The sequence below is a fragment of the Helicovermis profundi genome, assembly GCF_033097505.1.
GTDB classification, from domain to species: domain Bacteria; phylum Bacillota; class Clostridia; order Peptostreptococcales; family Acidaminobacteraceae; genus Helicovermis; species Helicovermis profundi.
The window spans coordinates 2,682,408-2,703,093 of the sequence record NZ_AP028654.1 but is presented as its reverse complement, the minus strand read 5'-3'; the positions used below and the strand labels follow the sequence as shown (position 1 = coordinate 2,703,093).

The following is a 20,686-nucleotide window of genomic DNA, read 5'->3' as shown; positions in this document are numbered from 1 at the left end:
CAAATGAATCTAGTGATGATGGCAAGAAGGCTACACCTGTACCCATACCGAACACAGAAGTTAAGCTTCTTAGCGCCGATGGTACTTGGGGAGCAGTCCCCTGGGAGAGTAGGTCGTTGCTAGTTATTTGTTCCAAGGTAGCTCAATGGTGGAGCAATCGGCTGTTAACCGATAGGCTGTGGGTTCGAGCCCCACCCTTGGAGCCAACTCATTAATCTTAGGGCTCCTTGGTCAAGCGGTTAAGACACCGCCCTTTCACGGCGGTAACAGGGGTTCAATTCCCCTAGGAGTCACCATTTATATAAGAAACATCCTAGCAAAATGAAACAAATGTGGGAGTATAGCTCAGCTGGGAGAGCATCTGCCTTACAAGCAGGGGGTCACAGGTTCGAGCCCTGTTACTCCCACCATTAATTTTATATCCACATGCGGGTGTGGCGGAATTGGCAGACGCGCTAGACTTAGGATCTAGTGTCTTGTACGTGGGGGTTCAAGTCCCTCCACCCGCACCATTAGTTTTAATTAGTATAAATTTAATAATGTGCAGAAGTGGCTCAGTGGTAGAGCATCGCCTTGCCAAGGCGAGGGTCGCGAGTTCAAATCTCGTCTTCTGCTCCAAAATGTGCATCCGTAGCTCAGCTGGATAGAGCAACGCCCTTCTAAGGCGTAGGTCCTGGGTTCGAATCCCCGCGGTTGCACCATTTTTTTTGGAGAGGTACCGAAGTGGTCATAACGGGGCGGTCTTGAAAACCGTTAGGGTGCAAGCCCACGAGGGTTCGAATCCCTCCCTCTCCGCCAGTTTTGCCCAGATAGCTCAGTCGGTAGAGCAGGGGACTGAAAATCCCCGTGTCGGTGGTTCGATTCCGCCTCTGGGCACCAAAAAAAGTCTGTTTACATAATGTAAACAGACTTTTTGTTATATCCAAATATATATAAATTGATTGGGTATATGAATTTAAATTAAGCGATTTACTAAATTTGAGAACCTAGATTTTTTTTCAAATACTAAAAATAGTTGAATATAAATAGCATATAAAATAAAAGTATTGATAAAAACCTATAAAACTGTTATTCTGTTTGAAACACATATAAAATAAGTTGAAAAAGGTGGCAATTTCTATGGTGAATAATGAAAAAAATAAAATAAAAATTATAAACATTAATACAAATGATGATTATAATATTATTTTAGGAAATAATATATTCGAAAAAAGTATTTTATATATTAAGAAGGTCACAAAGAGCAAAAAAATAGTTATAATAACTGATGATATTGTTGAATCGTTATACTATAGTAAAATAGAAAATCATTTAACAAAAAATAATTATTTAGTAAAAAAGATAGTAATGAAAAATGGAGAAACAAGTAAAAACTTGACTACTTGTGAATTTTTATATTCTAAACTTGCTAAGTATAATATAAGAAGGGATGATACAATTATTGCACTTGGGGGTGGAGTAGTTGGTGATATTGTAGGATTTGTGGCTTCAAGTTTTTTACGAGGTATTAATTTTATTCAAATCCCTACGACACTTTTATCTCAAGTTGATAGTAGTGTAGGTGGTAAAGTAGCAGTAAATATTGAAGAAGGTAAAAACTTAGTAGGAGCCTTCTATAATCCAAAATTAGTTATTGTTGATACAGAATTTTTAAAGACTCTTAGTATTGAACAAATAAAAGATGGGTTAGGAGAAATTATTAAATATAGTTATATATATGATGATAGTCTTGGAAAATTGCTTATGAATTTAGAAAATGTGAAAGAAATTTCAAAAAAATATAGTGAAATAATAGAGAAATCTTTATTAATAAAAAAATATTTTGTAGAAAATGATATGTATGATAAAGGTGAAAGGATGATACTTAATTTCGGACATACTATAGGACATGTCATTGAAAAACAATATGGGTATGGTGTTATTACTCATGGTCAAGCAATTGCTGAAGGTATGTTTATAATAAGTGAATTTGCGTATAAAAAAGGTCTTGTTAAAATTGATTATAGTGGTGAAATAAGGAGTGTTTTAGATAAATTTGGATTTAGTAAAACTGTGAGATTAGATAGAAAATTTTTTAATAATGTAGTGAGAAATGATAAAAAATTTTTTAATGAGAGTGTTAATATTATTGTAATTAATAATGCTAGGAAAGCTATTATATTTAAAATGAGTTTAGACGAATTTTTAGAAAAATTTGATAACTATCTAATCGATAAGTACAGCGAAAATTAGAGTATTTCAGAATATAGAGATTGTTATTATAATACAAAACTTGGGTGGTGTATGATGAGTGGAATATGGAGTAGCAAAATAAAGTTAAGTTTATTTGGAGAATCACATGGTAAAGCAATAGGTATTACAATAGATGGTTTTCCATCTGGAGTAGAAATTGATATGAATTTTATAAAATCAGAATTAAATAGAAGAAAGCCTGGTAAAGATAAATTTTCAACAAAACGAAAAGAAGATGATATTCCAAATATTATATCTGGAGTTTTCAATGGAAAAAGTACTGGAACACCATTAACAGTTATAATTGAAAATACAAGTCAACACTCAAAAGATTATGAAAAAACTAAAGATTTTATGAGACCGGGTCATGCTGATTATTCGGGATTTGTAAAATATAAAGGATTTAATGATTATAGAGGTGGAGGACATTTTTCAGGGAGAATAACTGCACCAATTGTGTTTGCGGGAGCAATTGCGAAATTGGCTTTAAAAAAACTTAATATTGATATTTTTTCTGTAATAACTCAAATCTCTAATGTGAAATCAGAAAATGTAAAAGGGAAAATGTTGAATTCTGAAATTTTTAAAAAAATTTCAGATAATGAATTTCCAGTATTTGAGAAAGAGATAATGGAAGATATGAAAAAAGCAATAATTAAAGCTAGTGAAGCTGGTAATTCTGTTGGAGGAAGAGTTCAATGTGTTGCTTTTAATGTACCACCAGGACTTGGTAGCCCATATTTTGATTCAGTAGAAGGAAAAATATCAAATTTAGCTTTTTCGATTCCAGCTGTAAAGGGAATTGAATTTGGGAAAGGATTTGATTTTGCTTCGATGCTTGGAAGTGATGCAAATGATCAGTATTATATTAAAAACAATCAAATTAAAACAAAAACGAATAACAATGGAGGAATTATTGGTGGGATTACTACGGGAATGCCACTTGACTTTAGTGTAGTTTTTAAGCCAACACCTTCAATTTTTATAGAGCAAGATACAGTAGATATTAAAGAAAAAAAAGATAAGAAATTAACAATAGAAGGTAGACATGACCCTTGTATTGTTAAAAGAGCACTTCCTGTTGTGGAGGCGATAATGGCAATTGCAGTTCTTGATTTAATTGAAAATGAGTATGATGGGATTAATTGGTGGTAATATGGAAAAAATAGATATTTTAAGAGAAGAAATTGATAAATGCGATAAACAAATAGTTGAATTGATAGAAAAAAGATTAGATTTGGCTTTAGAAATTGCTCATAGTAAAAAAGATAATGAAATTAGTTTATATGACGAAAAAAGGGAAAAAGAAATTATTAATAATACTTGTATTTTTCTAAAAGATCTTAATAAAAAAAACTATATTAAAGAATTATTTAAAAGTATACTAAGTATTTCAAAGGAATATCAAAAAAATATGTAAATAAAAATGATAAATAGATAAAAATTATTTAGTATTTATAGTATACTAATATAGAGTAATATAAATGAATTATTGGCTTTAGGTGTAGTACTATTGACTTAGCAGGTTTATTTTGATTTCCTAGTAAGTCAGATATTGAGTAATTTCTGCTTTAAATCATCAGATAAAATTTTAAAGGGTGTATACTATGGAATCAATTATAAATGTATTTATGAATATTAGAATTCAAGATATTATTGATATATTAATTGTTGCGTATGTTTTTAATAAATTATTGTTTTTAATTAAAGAAACCAGAGCTGAACAATTAATAAAGGGATTGATAATTTTACTTATAATTCAAAAACTTAGTGAATGGGCTCAGCTTTATGTTGTTCAATTTATTTTAAAAAACACTATGACGTTAGGATTGGTTGCTCTTTTAATTGTTTTTCAACCTGAACTTAGACGAGCATTAGAATATATTGGACGCTCTAAATTATTCGAGCAATCACTTGCAGATGTTTTTGAAGAAGAGAGAAAAAGAACTTTTAAGGAAATAACAAAGTCAGTTGCAAGTTTATCGAGGGACAGAACAGGTGCACTTATAGTTATGGAAAAACAAACTGGCTTAAATGAAATAATATCGACTGGAATTAAAATTGATAGTTTAGTAAGTAGTGAGCTTCTGTTAAATATATTTATACCTAATACGCCACTTCATGATGGTGCATTAGTAGTTAGAAAAAACAAAATTATGGCAGCCGGTTGCATTTTGCCTCTTACAGAAAATCAAAAAATAAGTAAAGAATTAGGTACAAGGCATAGAGCTGCACTTGGAGTTGCAGAAATATCTGATGCAGTTGTAATTATAGTGTCTGAAGAAACGGGTGCTATTTCAGTTGCAATGGATGGAAAACTAAATAGATTTCTTGATACTAATACACTCGAAAATATTTTAGTTGAAGCATTTAGACCAAGCAATAATCAAGTATTAATAAAACGTAGATGGAGATTTAATAATGAACATAAAAACAAAATTATCTAGTTTAAATAGTCAGTTCAAAAATTCCAAATTCAGAAGAAATATTGCTCCGAAGTTGTTTTCGTTGATTTTTGCATTATTTTTGTGGATGTATGTTATTGATCAAGTAAATCCTGAACTTGTAAAAGTCATTGAAAATGTAAAGGTTCAATTAATCAATGTGGATGAACTTAATCAAAGCGGACTGGTAATATTAGGTGATAAAGATTATTTTATTGATGTTAAAATTAAAGGAAGAAGAAATGATATACTAAATGTTAATGAAAGCGATATAGCTTTAACAGCAGATCTTAGAGGTTATAATAGCGGAATAGTTAGCGTTCCTATAGAGAAGAAAATTATTAGTCATAATGTATTAATAGAAGATTTATCAAAAAGTGACATTAAAATAAATTTAGATAAAATTGTTGAATTGTCAAAAAAAGTTGTAGTAAAAATAGCTGGGAAAATACCAAATGATTATATAAAAGATGATTTGAAAATTTCACCAGAGGAAATACTCGTACGAGGACCAGAAGCGATTGTAAATAAAGTTGCAAGACTTTATGGAGAACTAAATATTAATAATGCTACGAATTCAATAAGCAAACAAATACCGGTAAAACCAATAGATAACGACGGAAATATCGTTAATGGAATTACAATTGGCAAGAACTATGTATATGTTGAACAAAATATCTTTAAAACTAAAAAAATTCCTGTGATTACAAATGTTATTGGTAATGTAAAAAACGGATATAAATTGGTAAGTGTAAATGTGATTCCAGAAAATATTACAATAAAAGGCGCAAAAAATACGCTTGAATACGTTAATTCTGTTTACACAGAACCAATTGATATTAGTGGTGTAAGCAATAGTTTTATTATTGAAAAAAAACTTGTTTTACCTAACGGAGTAGAGAATGAAAGTCAATCATCAGATATAAAAATAAAAATAGATATTGAAAAAATAGTATCTAAAGAATTTAGTTATAGCATTAGTCAAATACCAATATATAACTTAGAATCGAAATATCAAACTAATATAGCTAAGTTGCCTAATGTTATTAAGATAAAATTATACGATATAGAAAATGTGTTAAATAATATAAAGATTGATGATGTAAGATTAAGTATAGATGGCTCTAATTTTATGATTGGAAATAATGATGCAGTAATAGAACTTAATAATACCTTTAATGTAGAAAATATAGAGATTTTTCCAGCAAATATTAATATTATTGTTACAGATGAAAATAAAACGGATTCTACATCGACTAGTAATTAGTTCCAATTTTAAAGTGTGTGCTGTCTATTTATAGGCAGCATTTTATACATTCTTTATGGAGGGTTAATAAATGAATAGAGAAATTGAATTAATTCTAAATTCGACGCATGATGCAATGATTGCAGTTGATAAAATGGGCATTGTAACTTTATTTAATAATGCAGCAGCAAAATTAACTGAAATTGATTCTATTGATGCGATAGGCAAAAATATAAAAATGGTTATTGAAAGTACCAGATTACCGATAATACTTAAAACAGGAGAATCTGAATTAAATAGAAAACAACCTCTTAAAAGTAATACAATAATAACAAATAGAATGCCAGTAAAAGATGAAAATGGAGAAATCATTGGTGCAATAGCTGTATTTAGAGAAATAACAGAAATACAGAAATTAGCTGAAGAAATTACTAATTTAAAAGAAATACAAAGCACACTTGAAGCTATATTTAATGCTACTCAAGATGCAATAAATGTTGTAGATGAAAATGGAATAAACGTATTAATTAATCCAGCATATACAAGGCTAACTGGATATACAAGTAAAGATGTAATTGGAAAAGATTGTGCAACGGATTTGGCTGATGGAGAAAGTGTTCATTTAAAAGTATTAAAGACAAAGAAAGCCGTTAATGGGGTAAAACTTAGAGTTGGACCAAATAAAAAAGAAGTAGTTGTTGAAGCAGCACCAATTTTAGTAAATAATAAATTAATTGGTAGTGTTGCCGTTATTCGCGATTTGACAGAAACAAATAGATTGCTTGGAGAATTAGATCAAGCAAAACAGATTATTAGGCATTTAGAAGCTAAATATACCTTTGAAGATATAAAAGGTAATCATCCAGCAATAGTAAATGCAATAGAAAAAGCAAAATTGGCTGCATTAACTCCTGCAACAATTATTTTGAGAGGCGAGAGCGGAACAGGAAAAGAGTTGTTTGCGCATGCAATACATAATGCAAGTAATAGGAAATATTCTCAATTTATTAGGGTTAACTGTGCATCACTAAGCGAAAGTATTTTAGAAAGTGAATTATTTGGATATGAAGAAGGTGCCTTTACTGGTGCGATAAAAGGTGGTAAAATAGGTCTCTTTGAAAGAGCTAATGGTGGTACAATATTTTTAGATGAAATTGCAGAAGTATCGATGAGAATGCAATCTAAGTTATTAAGAGTTTTGCAGGAAAAAGAACTAATTAGAGTTGGAGGCAATATTGCCATCCCAATTAATGTTCGTGTAATATCTGCTACAAATGTTGATTTAGAAAATGCGATAAAACAAAATAAATTTAGAATGGATTTATACTATAGATTAAATGTTTTTCCTATTACTATACCTCCACTAAGGGATCATAAAGAAGATATCGAAGAAATTGTATATCATTTAATAAATAAATTTAATCAAGAATTTGGTAGAAATGTTAATGCTATATCAGATAAAGCGCTAAAATCAATATTAGATAATGAATGGAGAGGTAACGTACGAGAATTAGAGAATTTTATAGGAAGAGCCATCATAAATATGAAAACAAATAATAGAATAATTGACATTGAGCATATGCCAAAAGTTATGCAAAATGAAACAATGAAGACAGATATAGTAGAAGAGAATTTTGAAGTATTAATCGATAAAATAAATGGAGAAAAATTAAGTGATGTTGTTGATTATGCTGAAAAAAAATATATTAGACATATATTAAATGATTGTTCAAACAATAGAGAGCTTGCAGCAAGAAAATTAAATATTTCACTAAGAAGTTTATATTATAAAATTAAAAAATATGATATTAAATAATATACTAAAAAACCCATCTTAGAAAATAAAAAGTAGACTTTTAAAATAAAAAAAGAATTTGGAAATTCAAAAGGGATCAGATTGAATCTCTTAATACTTATCTTAAATATATTAAACATTGAATAAATTTATATGGTATAATATTTGATAATACTAAGAAAAATATTAGTGTAAATATTAAATTATATAGCAAAATCAGTTAAATTAACAGATTTTATTGTGAGGTAAAAATGAATAGAAAAGAAAATATAAAAAAAGTAAAACGATTAGTTATAAAACTCGGAACTTCTACATTAACTTATGATAATGGACTTCTTAATTATTCTAGAATTGAACAACTTGTTAGAAATATTGCTGATATTAGTAACAGAGGTATAGAAGTTACATTAGTTTCTTCAGGTGCAATTGCCGCAGGATTTGGAAAAATGGGATTCACTGAGAAGCCTAAAAATCTTCCAGATAAGCAAGCATCTGCTGCAATTGGTCAAGTTGCACTCCTTCACATTTATCAAAAGTTGTTTCTGGAGTACAATAAAACAATAGGACAAATTTTATTAAATAGTGAAGATATGTCTAATAGAAAAAGATTTTTAAATGCAAAAAATACTTTTTTAAGTTTATTCCAACATAAGATTATACCTATTATAAATGAAAATGATGCTGTAGTTGTAGAGGAAATTAAAGTTGGTGATAATGATTCGCTTTCTGCAATGGTATCAAGTCTAATTGAGGCAGATTTACTTATAATCCTTTCTGATATTGATGGACTTTATACAGATAATCCAAGGAAAAATATAAATGCAAAATTAATTGAAGTTGTTCCAGAGATAAATGATAAAGTACTCGCATTGGCTAATGGAGAAGGTACTAATCTTGGAACAGGAGGTATGGATACAAAATTAAAGGCTGGTAAAATTGTTAATAGCTATGGTGCCGATATGATTATTGCAAATGGATCAAGTGAAAACGTGCTTATAGATATCATGAATGGAAAAAATATCGGAACAATTTTTTTAGGTAGAGACAAGAAAATAAGTAACAAGAAAAATTGGATAAGTTACACATCAAGTGGAGAAATTATTATAGATACTGGAGCATCTATTGCTATAAAAAATAGAAAAAGTTTGTTAGCGAGTGGAATAAAAGATGTAAGAAGTGAATTCGATAAAGGTGATTCTGTAAAAATAATAGATGAATGTAATAATATAGTTGGATATGGAATAATAAATTATTCATCATATGAAGTAAATATTATTAAAGGTCATAATAGTAATCAAATAGAAAGACTGATTGGACATTCAGATTATGAAGAAGTAATTCATGCTAATAATTTAGTAATTATATAGTGTCAAAAAAATAGTATATTAAACTAATTTCAAATTTTAAAGACCAGCTAGTAATAGTCAAGTAATTTAATAAAAAAAGTTCTTATTAAAAATGAGCATACTAAATAATGCTCGAGTAAAAACGAACATTCAATATTATTTACTGTAAAAATATTTATTAAGCAGCAACAGGATTATGAAGTTTAGATTCTAAAAACATCCTTTTGTGGATGAGTGGATTTCTAACTTCATATGGTTTTTGATTTTTTAGTATTGAAAAAATATAGCGAAGTAGTTTATTCATAACAGCTACAAGTTTAACTTTTTTCTTTTTCTTATCAAGGGCTATGTGATAATATTCATACAAAACAAGATTTATTGGCTTTTTATTTTTACTTGTACGTATTGAAGCAAGAGCGACTGTGTACAAAGCTCTTCTACCTATAGCAGTACCACGTTTGGACATTTTATTGCGATCACCGCTAAAATTGCCAGATTGATTAACGCTAGGATCTACACCGAAAAAAGCTACAAGTTGTTGAGGCTTAGAAAAATTATTAATATCACCCATTTCAACTAACAAAGTAATTGCGGTTATATCACCAAGACCTTTGAAACTTTTAAGAAGATTAATATTTTGTTTAAATACTTCTCCAAAAGATGCATTGTCAATATATTGGTGAATTTCATCTACAATATTTCTAAGTTGATTTGTATAAAAATCAAAACTTTCGCTAAAACGTATTACTTTAGATTCAAAAAGCAAGGGAGTAATACCAATGATATTGGCACTATTAGCGATTTTTATAAGTTTGTTATATTTATTATTAGCCCAACTAGAACCACGTCTTGATGACTTTGTTAGAAGTTCAATAACAACTTTGGGCTCAGCGCTAAGAAGATGTTTAGGTGTTGGATATTTTCTAATAAATATTAAAGGTGTCTTACCTGTTATATTAGCAAATGCATTTTGAAGTCCTGGATAGTTAATATAAATATTATTTGAGAAAGTTTTTTTCAAATTTGCCTTTAAATCAACAACTTTGTAATACTCACGAACTAGGAGTTTAAGGTGTAAAAACTCCTCACTAGTGAATGTTGAAGTCTTTACATTATCAAATTTACAAATTTTTGCGATGGAAAGAGAATCTAATTTATCAGTTTTTACTTTTCTTATGTTCGAATTCTTGTTAGAATTAGTTATCAGAGGATTTATTACATGTATATCAATCTGATTTTTAACAAGAAAATGAAGAAGAGTAAGATGATATATTCCCGTGGATTCGCAAAATACTTTGGGACTATCGTTAAACTCTTCTTCAATTTTTTGTAGAAAAGGAAGAAGTTTATTGAAGCCCTCAAGTGTATGGCTAATTTTAAGGTTCTTACGGAATACGTCGCCATTAGGTTTTAAAGCAGTAACTACTGAAAAATTAGCAGCAACATCAATGCCTACAACAGGCAAATGGTAATAGTTAGACATAAAATAACCCCCATTTAAAATAATAAAGAGTAACAATAATTAGTGAGTCAATTAACCTTGTAAGTGACACGAATAATTCTCTAATAATATTTATGATCAAAGAGAAATTCAACCAGCTAAATCAAAGAATCTCACAATAATGCAAGCTTTGTTACGAATATAAACTCAAGAAATGAGTCATTCAAGGAGAAGACGCATACACTCTTTATGAGATAACTATAATAGAAAAATTACAGTATGTTAAGTGGTTGAACTTATTTTTAATCACAAACAATATAAATGAATTAGGTAAGAATATTCGCAAGAAACTTAAGCAATATTTCTAACCTAATTATACAAAGGAGAAATTTATGAAAAAAAAAGATTATATATTGAATTTATGTAAAAATGCAAAAGATGCATCACTTAACTTAATAAAATTTAATGCATCTGATAAAAACGAAGCATTATTATTAATTAGCAATAAGCTTACAGATAATATTCAGCTAATAATTAGTGAAAACGAAAAGGACTTAATTGAAGGAAAGAAAAACAAATTATCTTCAGCACTTTTAGATAGATTAAAGCTTAATGAAGAAAGAATAATATCGATGTCAGATGCCTTAGTAAAAATCGCAAAATTTCCAGACCCTATTGGAGAAATTGAAGAAGGATGGAAAACTGAAACTGGATTGTGGATTAGTAAAGTAAGAGTTCCGATTGGTGTTATTGCTATGATTTACGAATCAAGGCCAAATGTAACAATCGATGCTGCATCGCTTGCTATAAAATCATCAAATGCAATTATTTTAAGAGGTGGAAAAGAAGCAATATATTCAAATAAAATTTTAGCGAAACTTTTAAGAGAAGCAATAAAAGAATCAAAATTACCAAATAATATTGTTCAATTAATTGAATATACAGATAGAGCTATGGTGAGTGAACTTATAAGGGCAAAAGATTATGTTGATTGCATAATACCAAGAGGTGGAAAAGGTCTTAAAAATGCAATTGTAGAAAATGCGAAAGTACCAGTTATAATAACTGGAGCAGGTTTATGTCATGTTTATGTTGATGAGTTTGCAGATAAAAATAAAGTAGTTCCAATTGTATTAAACGCAAAAACTCAAAGGACAGGAGTTTGTAATGCAATTGAATCTTTACTTATACACAGCAAATATAGCATAGAATATAAAAAAGAAGTTATTGACTCTCTTATAGATAAGAACGTAGAAGTAGTAGGGTGCGAAAGAACAAGAAAATTAAATTCTAAAGTTGGAATTGCAAAAGAAGAGGATTATGCTACGGAATATCTCGATATGAAAATATCTGTAAAAATAGTAGACTCTATAGATGAAGCAATCAATCATATAAATACTTATGGTACTAAACATTCAGAGTCAATTATTACAGAATCTGTAGGTTCTTCTGAGAGATTCTTAAATGAAATAGATGCTTCAACAGTTTATCTAAATGCAAGTACAAGATTTACTGATGGGTCTGAATTTGGATTTGGTGGCGAAATTGGAATAAGTACGCAAAAACTTCATGCTAGAGGGCCAATGGGAGTAAAAGCGTTAACTACAACCAAATATGTGGTAAGAGGAAATGGAAATATACGTTGAAATTAAGTTTGAAATGTATAGTAGAGAATAAAAAAAAGATATAAAGAGCGTGATAATTTTATGAAAAACAACCTTAGTAAAATAGTAAAACCAGGCGATTCGGCTATGATTATTGTTGAAAATAATGGAGAATTTATTGAACTAAAAACCATTATTGAAGGAATTAATAGTAAGGAAAAAATTTTAGTTAACTCGCCTCTTTATAAATGTAACTATTATCCTATTAGAGAAAATGATATTATAAGGCTTAATATACATAAAGATGGTATAGGAATTATAGATTTTAATGCGAGAGTTGTTAAGAGAGTAAAAACTAATAATTTTAACAATATAGTACTTGTAAAAGAGAATAGACACGAAATTCTCCAGCGTAGGAACTATTATAGATTAGAAATAATGAGAGAGGTAAAATTTAATAGGCCAGATATTGTTAAAGGAACTACAAAAGATATAAGTGCAGGCGGTATGAAATGTATAACTCTTGGAGAATTATTTATTGATGAAATTATAGAAGTTAATATTGATATAAACAATAATATTTTAAAAGTGAAGGGTCAAGTTCTTTCGGTAAAAAATGTAAAAAATTCGAAACTAAGATATGAATCACGTATTTCATTTTTAGATGTTGATGAAAACGATCGTTCTAAAATAGTATCCTATATTTTTTCAGTGCAAAGAAAAAGAAAGCGAAGTGGAATTTTATAATGAAAATAAAAATGGTAATTTTAGTATTTTTTATAGTTTTTTTTGGAGTTAGTTGCAAGAAAGTAGAAATTACTAAAAAAGCAGTAGATGTAATTGAAACACCTAGGTACGAAAAAGTAGAGAATATGGATTCAGAAAATTTTGATAAAATGTTTTCGTATATTGAAAACAATGTAAAAGTATTTGATATTGCAGAGGTTCATGAAGTTATTTTTACTGAATTGAAAAAGAACATAAATTTAGAAAGTTCTTCATTAGATGATGATTTAGAAATTGAAATTGCACCGTTTGTTAAAAAATGGAAACTTGCAAAAATAAGAAAATTGCTCAAAGAAAAGAATGTTAAATTTTCTGAAGTTGATGTGAATAGATATGATGAGTTAATTAATATTGATGATGTGATTGATTTTATTGTTGTTTATGAAAAAAATGCATTAAAAATGAGTAGAAAATAAGTTTTAGGGTGGTTAGATCGTGAGAAAAATATTAATTGTAGAAGATGAAGACAGATTAAGAGAACTAGTTTTCTTATATTTTAAAAAAGAAGGTTTTAGTGTTATAGAAGCATCAAATGGAAGAGAAGCACTCGATAAAATTGAAGCAAATAAATTAGATTTAATAATATTAGATGTTATGATACCCGAAATTGATGGTTTTTCATTATGTAAAAAAATAAGAAAAAATTCAGATGTTCCTATAATAATTATTACAGCTAAAACGGAGGAAGAAGATAAGATTCTTGGCTTTGAGCTTGGTGCTGATGAATATGTAACTAAACCTTTTAGTCCTAAAGTTCTTGTTGCAAGAGCTAAAAATTTATTAAAGAGAGCAGAAGGATCCGTTAGAGGAAATGTTTCTAAATATGAATATGAAAACTTAGTAATTGATTACGCTTCGTATGAGGTCAAAGTTAATGGAAAAATGATTTCACTTAGCCCAAAAGAGTATGATTTGCTATTACTACTCGTAAAAAATAAAAATAAAGTACTAACTAGAGAAATTATTTTGGATAGTATATGGGGGTACGATTATTTTGGAGATCTTAGAACGGTAGATACGCATATTAAAAAATTAAGAAATAAGTTAGGCGAAAGTGCAAAATATATAAAGACTATTATTAGAGCTGGATATAAATTTGAGGTGAAGTAATGCGAAATAGGAGTATAATTTTAAAAATTTTTATTATACTTGTTGTTAGCTTTACTTTTTTTATTGGTATAATATTATTTTTTCAAACAAGTTATTTTGAAGAATACTATCTTAAAGAGAAAAATGTTGAAATAAAAAAGAATTTACATAGCTTTATTAACTTATATGAAAATTCAACATGGAATAAGCAAGATTTAAAAATTAAAACTAGAGTTTTTGAACAAACTAATAATGTAAAAATCGGTATATTTGATAAATCGAATCGGATGTTAAATGAAGATATTTATGAAATTTCTATTGAAGATTATTCTGGAGAAATATTTAAAATACAATTAAACGCTTTGATTTCAAATGAAAATACAGTTTATCCAGAAATACAGATTGGATCAATAATGAATAGTGAAGGATATATATTAGAAGATTCTAAATTTTATCCATATAAAATTGATGTTAATGGCAAAAATTGGATAGATATGTCGCTTAAATATTTTTATGATATAGAGAACAAATATCCCTTAAAAATTAGTGGCACAGTTGTAAATTTTGTAATGCCATCGTTTGAAGATAGAATTAGAGGGATTAATACTAAAAATCTTTGGGGAGCGCTTGACTATTGGAATACTATTAAATCAAAAGAAGCTAGAAAAAAATTATCTGAAAATAATGATGGTTATTTTACTTTTGTGTACAATAATAATTATGATAATTCTAAAAATACAATTATAGTATCGAAAGTAAATAAATCTAACAAAGAATACACTTGTTTAGTATATGAAACACATAGTAGTGTAGTCGAAGCTATAAAAGTGTTGAAAAAGTATTATGTTTTGATTTTTGGTGGTGCATTTATTTTAGTATGTATAATTAGTATTGTTTTTAGTTTTTTAATTGCAAATCCTCTTATTCACATCGATAAAATGGCAAAAAAAATGGCGAAATTAGATTTTGATGAAAAAATCAAAGTAAATTCAAATGATGAAATTGGAAGCATATCTAGGAGCTTGAATATTTTATCATCTAATCTTAAAAAGAGTATAGATGATTTAACAGAGGCAAATTTAAAATTAAAAAAAGATGTTGATAGAGGACTAGAACACGAGTCAATGAGGAAGGATTTTATAAGTTCAATTTCTCATGAATTAAAAACACCGCTTGGAATTATTAAAGGATATTCTGAAGGAATAAAAGATGAAATAGATATTGAAAATACTGATAAATATATTGATATAATACTTGATGAAGTTGATAAAATGGATAATTTGATCAATGATATGCTTGACTTATCAAAACTTACCTTGGGATATCAAGAATTAGTTAAGACTACTTTTTGTATTAATGAATTAATACATGATACTTCAGAGAAATTTAATAAAAAAATATTAGAGAAAAATATAAAATTTAATTACAGTTCAAATGGAATATATTACGATACTTACTCAGATAAGAGAAGAATTGAACAAGTTATAACAAATTTATTATCAAATGCAATTAGATATACCTATTCGTCTACAGTAATAAATATTATTCTTGAGAAAGATTTAGAAGACCCTGAAAGAGTTCTATGTAGAATAAATAATGAAACAAATGTAATATCAGATGAAGCATTAAATAAGATTTGGGAGAAATTTTACCGTATAGAGAAATCAAGAAATAAAGTTATTGCTGGAACTGGACTTGGACTTGCTATAGTCAAAAATATACTAGAAATACATGGTTGCTCTTATGGTGTAAGAAAAATTGATGGAAGAATTGAATTTTACTTTACTCTAAATATAGTTGGTGAATCTCGATGAAAAAAAAAATAGTACTAATAATTATTTGTAGTTTAATATTTTTTTCCACAGTAATATATGTAAATAGAAATCAAACAAATTTAACTAATATTAAGTTTGATTATACAAAACTTCTTAAAGTTAATAAACCAAATATACTGATGGAGGATTTAAGTACTAGTTTAAAAAATAAAGATGTAAAAAATGTATCTTTACTTGCTTTTGAACTTGAAAATAGTCAAAAACAATATTTAGCTTATTATAATGATCAAATTTATTATGATGGAAATCATAAAAAAATATATAGTTTTTTTAGAGAAGGATTTAATATAGAAAAATTGAAAACAATTAAAGATGAAAATTTTAGAGAATTAATAAGCGAAATATTGGATAGCGGGTATAAAATAGTAAAGATTAATAAAATATACAAATTGATTATTGATTATGATCGATATAGAAAATATTATCCATATATGAATCAAGAAGCTAAAATGTATTTCCATTTAGTATTTAGAGAGTATTCTTTGCCAAGTAAAATAAATAGCGCTAACAGTCTATCATATTTTGAAATTGCTGACAGAATTGTTGAAGGAGATAAGTTTATTCTTAAATATCCATTTTCAAAGAAGACAAATTCTGTGCTAAATTATGAAACTAATTTATTTTGGAGAATTTTTGATGCAAATTCATATCCAGATATTTTAACTAAAGAGGGAAAGGTAAAACCAGAAGTTATAAATATTTATAAATATATTAATGAAAATGTATTTAATAAAGGCTTTAATGATTTTTTAAATGGATATCTCAAATTTTTAAGTGAAAACGAATATATATATAATGATAAAACTTATAAATATATTATAAATAATGATAATTTTTATAATTTTAATGTACTTAATTATGAAAAAGAGAAAATATTAATTGAATCGATTGATGGTGCTAAAGAAAATGGACGCTATTTTTATCCACAGATTCATGGTTATAGCAAATCTAAAATCATGAAATATTTTAATAAAAATCTGAGAGATATTTCAAGTAAAATAAATGATTATGAACATAATAAAGAGTACTTTTATCGAAAGATATCACTTTGGTCAGATTATGTTATAAATTACAATAAGGATGGAATTTTATCTTTAGAATTTTATGCAGATTATAATTTTAATAATACTAATAGAACAGATTATTTGTTATATTCAATAAATTTTGATTTCAATACGGGAAGAATATTAGAACTTAAAGATATATTTGATGATTTTAGTAAATATAAAACAAATATTTTAGATGAAATCAAAGAGTATGCATCGAAAAGTAGTTATAAAAATTATATAAAACTGGATGATTTTGATAATTTGGAAAATATGGAATTTCTAATAAATGATGATAGGATAGATATTTTGTATGATGTGAAATTAATTGACAGAAGTGCAACAACTATTAAAATACCAGTGAATTTTAGTAATATAAAGGATAATTAACCTTGTTTTGCCAAGAAATTTGTGTAATAATCATAAAAGAAATAAATTGATTAATAAATAGTATGTGATATACTATGTGAAGTCGAGATCATGGTGCTTAAGCGCCATGATTATTTATTTTATGAAAGGAAGTGAGTATCGTGAATACTAAAAAATTATTGTTTTTTATGATTGGGATACTAAGCTTAGCAATTATCGGACTCTCATTTTCAACAAACTATTATTTGAAAAAGTATAAAGTAGAAATTAATAATCAAAGTGTACTAAATAATACTATTGTTGAAGTTAAAAATGAAAATATTAAATTGATAACGCAAATTGCTAAATTAGATGGGGAATTAAAATCAAAAGATGCTTTAATAGATCAAGTTTCAAAGTATAAGGATTACTTAAATGTAGATTCAGATTTAAATGATTATTTAGATCAGGCGAAAGAAATTTCGGATGGAACACCGTTAGATTTTAATACCTCAATGATATTGCTTAGTTATGCTAAAAAATATAATCTTAAACCATCTTTAATATTATCAATGATTGATCATGAAAGTAACTTTAATCAATGGGAAGTTGGGAAAGCGGAAGATAGAGGTTATATGCAAATAATACCTTCAACGGAAAAATGGTTAGCAGAGGATTATGGCAATAAAATTGGAATTGAATATGATCCTGATAAAATATTTGATCCTGATTACAATATTGGACTTGCAGCAGTATATCTAAATGTATTAAAAAAAGCTTATGGTAGTGATTATAATAGAATTCTATCTGAATATAATAGAGGTCCTTATGGCTTAGCTAAATATTATAATAAAAATAAAACCTATGAAACATCATATTCAAAAATTATTCTTAAAAACGAAAAAAAATATTTAGCATATAATAAATAAATAAATAAATAAAGATAAAATAGTAAGTAAGAAAATTTTGCATAGATTATATGCAAAATTTTTTTTATTTTTTTTTAAAATTATGTTATTACTAATTAACTTTTGGGTAATAAAAAAAAGATAGGGGTTGATAAAATAAATGAAAATTGCATTCGGTATAATTACAAAGGACTTTTTAAGTGCAGAACCATTAGATGATTTTTTAGATAATGCTGAAAAATACGATCATAAAGTTGATAGTGTAGTGATTACATATTCTAGAGATATAAATTATGATGCTGTGAATGAATTAAAGGAAAAAGTAGAAGTTCATTTAGTAAAGATTAATGAATTTGGAGAATTGTGTTCAAGTTTAAAGAAAATGAGACTATTAAATAAAACTATAGCTAGACTAATCAATTGTGAAAAAACAAACGAAAAAAGCATGATTCCATATGGAACCAATAGAAATGCTACGATTATGAAAGCCATGATTAATGATATTGATATTTTATTTTTTGTGGATACAGATGTGTACCCAGTTTGTTTAGTTGAAGAAGATGGTCAAATCCAAAAAAAGGAAATTGATTTTATTGGAAGCCACCTTGAATATTTAAACAAAGAAAACGTGTATGCAACAACGAGTGATTATTCTGGATATTATATAATTCCTGAGATGAATTTTGATGGTATGAAAGAGCTTTTTGTAGGTCTACAAAAGGAAAGTGCATATAATTTTATTAGAGAAAGTAAGATAAATCATTGTCTTAATTTATCTAATTATGGAAATCGAAATCCGTTTGAAACTACAAAAATATTAGGTGGAAATGTTGCAATAAAATTAGAAGTATTTAAGAAAATAGTCCCGTTTTTTTCAACTTCTTTTGAATTTAATGGAGAAACTTATTTAACTCGGGGAGAAGATACACTTATGGGTTTAGAATTTGGTAAGCTTGAAAATTACAAGTGTATTGATATAGATTTAAAAATTTTTCATAATACCTATGGTAATTATCCACTTCCACCAAATCCACTATTAGATGAAAGTATTAGGAATAGATTTTTTTATGCATGTATGGGTTGGATTGGAAGAAATCCATTTTTAAATTGGATAAAAAGTAGAGATGTATTAAGTAGAAGACTTATTCAAAGAAATGCAATAAAAGAAGGAGCAAAAGCTGCAAGTGGATATTTTGGAGATGAAAGATTTTTAATTTTACCAGAGGTTTTAGAATTATCTTACGATAGGCTGGATATAGTTATTCAGGAATATAGAGAACTTGCCAGTGCGTGGAAAGAATTTATTGAAAAATTGTATGGAGGAAGTAATTAATAGGCGCGTATTATACAAAGGAGGTAAGAATGAGAATACTTATAATTAATCATTTTCCGCTTGAAGGCTCAGGAAGTGGAATATACACAAAAAATTTAGCGAGAGAACTTAGTGAAATGGGGCATAAAGTTAAGGTGATTTATCCTGAACATACAAAAACTGAATCTAAATCATTTGATTCAAGAGTAATATTATTTAAATATAATGGAAATACAGATTATGATCTTGATTATAATTTTCCATGTTTTACTTCACATCCAAGAAGCAATAATACTTATTATGATTTAACGGATAAACAATTAAAAGATTATGTTGATACATTTGTTAAAGTAACAAAAGATGAGGTTGAAAAATTCAAACCAGATATTATTCATGCTCAGCATTTGTGGATTGCACCGTATGCTGCGTCACTTACTAATATTCCGTATATAGTAACAGCTCACGGAACAGATTTAAAGGGATTTGTAAAAGATAAGAGATATCATAAGTATGCTCTAGAAGGTGCTAAAAATGCTTCTAAGATAATTACTATTTCGAATCAAGTAGATGAAGAAGTAACAAAACTCTATGGAATAAAGAGTGATAAAAAAGCACTTATACAAAATGGATATGACGAAAATCTATTTTTACTAAAAAATATGAATAAAAATAAAAAATTAGAAGAATTTGGAGTGAATGTATGTACTGAACATGTTGTATCTTTTGCAGGAAAATTAACTCATTTTAAAGGTGTTGACGTTCTCTTAAAAGCTGCAAAAATTTATGAAAAAGAAGTAGAGGGTAATGTAATTACGCTTATTGCAGGTAATGGAGAACTCTATGAAAGTTTAAATAATTTAAGAGATAAATTAAATCTTGAACATATTTATTTTTTAGGTCATATAAATCAAGAGCAATTAGTTGATATGTATAACATTGCTGATGTAAGTACAGTTCCTTCAAGAACAGAGCCGTTTGGATTAGTAGCTATAGAAGCGCTGGCTTGTGGAACTCCTGTAGTTGGAACAAATCAAGGAGGATTACCAGATTTTATTACTGATAAGGTTGGAAAACTTGTTCCTGTAGATGATGATATGGCACTTGCAGAAGCAATCATAAATGAATTAAAAAGGAATGATAAATTTGAAAGAAGTCTTAATTGCAGTAACTATGCAAAAGATAATTTTTCTTGGAAGCATTCGATAACAGAAGTTGAAAATTTATACAAAAAGACTATTGGTATAAAATAAATTG

17 protein-coding genes, 8 tRNA genes and 1 rRNA gene are annotated in these 20,686 nt (G+C 27.6%); 25 read left to right on the top strand and 1 reads right to left on the bottom strand.

Features of this window, described 5'->3' with window-relative positions:
- The first annotated feature begins 8 nt into the window (after window positions 1–8).
- The 16 genes from rrf to proB all read left to right on the top strand — a co-directional run bounded on the left by rrf (window position 9) and on the right by proB (window position 9,084).
- Window positions 9–125: ribosomal RNA gene (gene rrf, locus AACH12_RS12305) — 5S ribosomal RNA — on the top strand.
- A gap of 6 nt (window positions 126–131) precedes the next feature.
- Window positions 132–206 (top strand) — tRNA-Asn (locus AACH12_RS12300).
- A gap of 15 nt (window positions 207–221) precedes the next feature.
- Window positions 222–296 (top strand) — tRNA-Glu (locus AACH12_RS12295).
- A gap of 38 nt (window positions 297–334) precedes the next feature.
- Window positions 335–410 (top strand) — tRNA-Val (locus AACH12_RS12290).
- 18 nt (window positions 411–428) lie between these two features.
- A tRNA-Leu gene (locus tag AACH12_RS12285) sits at window positions 429–512 on the top strand.
- Between the two features lie 31 nt (window positions 513–543).
- A tRNA-Gly gene (locus AACH12_RS12280) sits at window positions 544–618 on the top strand.
- 6 nt (window positions 619–624) lie between these two features.
- Window positions 625–701: transfer RNA gene (locus tag AACH12_RS12275), tRNA-Arg, on the top strand.
- Window positions 702–709: 8 nt separating this feature from the next.
- Window positions 710–798, top strand: a tRNA-Ser gene (locus tag AACH12_RS12270).
- Between the two features lie 5 nt (window positions 799–803).
- Window positions 804–879, top strand: a tRNA-Phe gene (locus tag AACH12_RS12265).
- 240 nt (window positions 880–1,119) lie between these two features.
- On the top strand, window positions 1,120–2,232 hold the full coding sequence (gene aroB / locus AACH12_RS12260) for a 3-dehydroquinate synthase (protein WP_338535677.1): 1,113 nt from the start codon (window positions 1,120–1,122) through the stop codon (window positions 2,230–2,232).
- A gap of 54 nt (window positions 2,233–2,286) precedes the next feature.
- Window positions 2,287–3,387: a chorismate synthase gene (gene aroC, locus AACH12_RS12255; protein WP_338535676.1), complete on the top strand. Its 1,101-nt coding sequence runs from the start codon at window positions 2,287–2,289 to the stop codon at window positions 3,385–3,387.
- Window position 3,388: 1 nt separating this feature from the next.
- Window positions 3,389–3,652, top strand: coding sequence for a chorismate mutase (locus AACH12_RS12250; protein ID WP_338535675.1), 264 nt, complete (start codon window positions 3,389–3,391; stop codon window positions 3,650–3,652).
- Between the two features lie 187 nt (window positions 3,653–3,839).
- Window positions 3,840–4,679 (top strand): diadenylate cyclase CdaA, encoded by an 840-nt coding sequence (cdaA, locus tag AACH12_RS12245; protein ID WP_338535674.1) that lies wholly within the window; start codon window positions 3,840–3,842, stop codon window positions 4,677–4,679.
- Window positions 4,654–5,943, top strand: a complete 1,290-nt coding sequence (locus AACH12_RS12240; protein ID WP_338535673.1) for a CdaR family protein — start codon at window positions 4,654–4,656, stop codon at window positions 5,941–5,943. Before cdaA ends, AACH12_RS12240 begins: the two co-directional genes overlap by 26 nt.
- 70 nt (window positions 5,944–6,013) lie before the next feature.
- The gene (locus tag AACH12_RS12235) at window positions 6,014–7,738 is read left to right on the top strand and encodes a sigma 54-interacting transcriptional regulator (protein WP_338535672.1); all 1,725 of its coding nucleotides are present in this window, start codon (window positions 6,014–6,016) and stop codon (window positions 7,736–7,738) included.
- Between the two features lie 230 nt (window positions 7,739–7,968).
- A complete protein-coding gene (gene proB / locus AACH12_RS12230) occupies window positions 7,969–9,084 on the top strand; it encodes a glutamate 5-kinase (RefSeq protein ID WP_338535671.1) in 1,116 nt (371 codons plus the stop codon).
- A gap of 157 nt (window positions 9,085–9,241) precedes the next feature.
- On the opposite strand, the gene AACH12_RS12225 is transcribed toward proB, so the two are convergent.
- The gene (locus AACH12_RS12225; protein WP_338535670.1) at window positions 9,242–10,546 is read right to left on the bottom strand and encodes an IS110 family RNA-guided transposase; all 1,305 of its coding nucleotides are present in this window, start codon (window positions 10,544–10,546) and stop codon (window positions 9,242–9,244) included.
- 350 nt (window positions 10,547–10,896) lie between these two features.
- On the opposite strand from AACH12_RS12225, the gene AACH12_RS12220 reads away from it, so the two are divergent.
- The 9 genes from AACH12_RS12220 to AACH12_RS12180 all read left to right on the top strand — a co-directional run bounded on the left by AACH12_RS12220 (window position 10,897) and on the right by AACH12_RS12180 (window position 20,682).
- Entirely contained in the window at window positions 10,897–12,150 is a 1,254-nt protein-coding gene (locus tag AACH12_RS12220; RefSeq protein ID WP_338535669.1) for a glutamate-5-semialdehyde dehydrogenase, read from the top strand.
- Window positions 12,151–12,210: 60 nt separating this feature from the next.
- Entirely contained in the window at window positions 12,211–12,855 is a 645-nt protein-coding gene (locus AACH12_RS12215) for a flagellar brake protein (RefSeq protein ID WP_338535668.1), read from the top strand.
- Window positions 12,855–13,310, top strand: coding sequence for a hypothetical protein (locus tag AACH12_RS12210; RefSeq protein WP_338535667.1), 456 nt, complete (start codon window positions 12,855–12,857; stop codon window positions 13,308–13,310). The genes AACH12_RS12215 and AACH12_RS12210 overlap by 1 nt, the downstream gene beginning before the upstream one ends.
- Before the next feature lie 16 nt (window positions 13,311–13,326).
- Window positions 13,327–14,004, top strand: coding sequence for a response regulator transcription factor (locus tag AACH12_RS12205; protein WP_338537390.1), 678 nt, complete (start codon window positions 13,327–13,329; stop codon window positions 14,002–14,004).
- Complete coding sequence (locus AACH12_RS12200; RefSeq protein WP_338535666.1) at window positions 14,004–15,797, top strand: sensor histidine kinase; 1,794 nt, start codon at window positions 14,004–14,006, stop codon at window positions 15,795–15,797. Before AACH12_RS12205 ends, AACH12_RS12200 begins: the two co-directional genes overlap by 1 nt.
- Window positions 15,794–17,254: a hypothetical protein gene (locus tag AACH12_RS12195; RefSeq protein WP_338535665.1), complete on the top strand. Its 1,461-nt coding sequence runs from the start codon at window positions 15,794–15,796 to the stop codon at window positions 17,252–17,254. Before AACH12_RS12200 ends, AACH12_RS12195 begins: the two co-directional genes overlap by 4 nt.
- 140 nt (window positions 17,255–17,394) lie before the next feature.
- Complete coding sequence (locus tag AACH12_RS12190) at window positions 17,395–18,141, top strand: lytic transglycosylase domain-containing protein (protein WP_338535664.1); 747 nt, start codon at window positions 17,395–17,397, stop codon at window positions 18,139–18,141.
- 139 nt (window positions 18,142–18,280) lie between these two features.
- Entirely contained in the window at window positions 18,281–19,453 is a 1,173-nt protein-coding gene (locus tag AACH12_RS12185) for a hypothetical protein (RefSeq protein WP_338535663.1), read from the top strand.
- Between the two features lie 29 nt (window positions 19,454–19,482).
- On the top strand, window positions 19,483–20,682 hold the full coding sequence (locus AACH12_RS12180; protein WP_338535662.1) for a glycosyltransferase family 4 protein: 1,200 nt from the start codon (window positions 19,483–19,485) through the stop codon (window positions 20,680–20,682).
- The last annotated feature ends 4 nt before the right edge of the window (window positions 20,683–20,686 follow it).

Bases quoted from the DNA above. Each gene is read 5' to 3' on its own strand.
- aroB (WP_338535677.1), top strand. From the start codon at position 1,120: ATGGTGAATAATGAAAAAAATAAAATAAAAATTATAAACATTAATACA.
- aroC (WP_338535676.1), top strand. From the start codon at position 2,287: ATGAGTGGAATATGGAGTAGCAAAATAAAGTTAAGTTTATTTGGAGAA.
- AACH12_RS12250 (WP_338535675.1), top strand. From the start codon at position 3,389: ATGGAAAAAATAGATATTTTAAGAGAAGAAATTGATAAATGCGATAAA.
- cdaA (WP_338535674.1), top strand. From the start codon at position 3,840: ATGGAATCAATTATAAATGTATTTATGAATATTAGAATTCAAGATATT.
- AACH12_RS12240 (WP_338535673.1), top strand. From the start codon at position 4,654: ATGAACATAAAAACAAAATTATCTAGTTTAAATAGTCAGTTCAAAAAT.
- AACH12_RS12235 (WP_338535672.1), top strand. From the start codon at position 6,014: ATGAATAGAGAAATTGAATTAATTCTAAATTCGACGCATGATGCAATG.
- proB (WP_338535671.1), top strand. From the start codon at position 7,969: ATGAATAGAAAAGAAAATATAAAAAAAGTAAAACGATTAGTTATAAAA.
- AACH12_RS12225 (WP_338535670.1), bottom strand. From the start codon at position 10,546: ATGTCTAACTATTACCATTTGCCTGTTGTAGGCATTGATGTTGCTGCT.
- AACH12_RS12220 (WP_338535669.1), top strand. From the start codon at position 10,897: ATGAAAAAAAAAGATTATATATTGAATTTATGTAAAAATGCAAAAGAT.
- AACH12_RS12215 (WP_338535668.1), top strand. From the start codon at position 12,211: ATGAAAAACAACCTTAGTAAAATAGTAAAACCAGGCGATTCGGCTATG.
- AACH12_RS12210 (WP_338535667.1), top strand. From the start codon at position 12,855: ATGAAAATAAAAATGGTAATTTTAGTATTTTTTATAGTTTTTTTTGGA.
- AACH12_RS12200 (WP_338535666.1), top strand. From the start codon at position 14,004: ATGCGAAATAGGAGTATAATTTTAAAAATTTTTATTATACTTGTTGTT.
- AACH12_RS12195 (WP_338535665.1), top strand. From the start codon at position 15,794: ATGAAAAAAAAAATAGTACTAATAATTATTTGTAGTTTAATATTTTTT.
- AACH12_RS12185 (WP_338535663.1), top strand. From the start codon at position 18,281: ATGAAAATTGCATTCGGTATAATTACAAAGGACTTTTTAAGTGCAGAA.
- AACH12_RS12180 (WP_338535662.1), top strand. From the start codon at position 19,483: ATGAGAATACTTATAATTAATCATTTTCCGCTTGAAGGCTCAGGAAGT.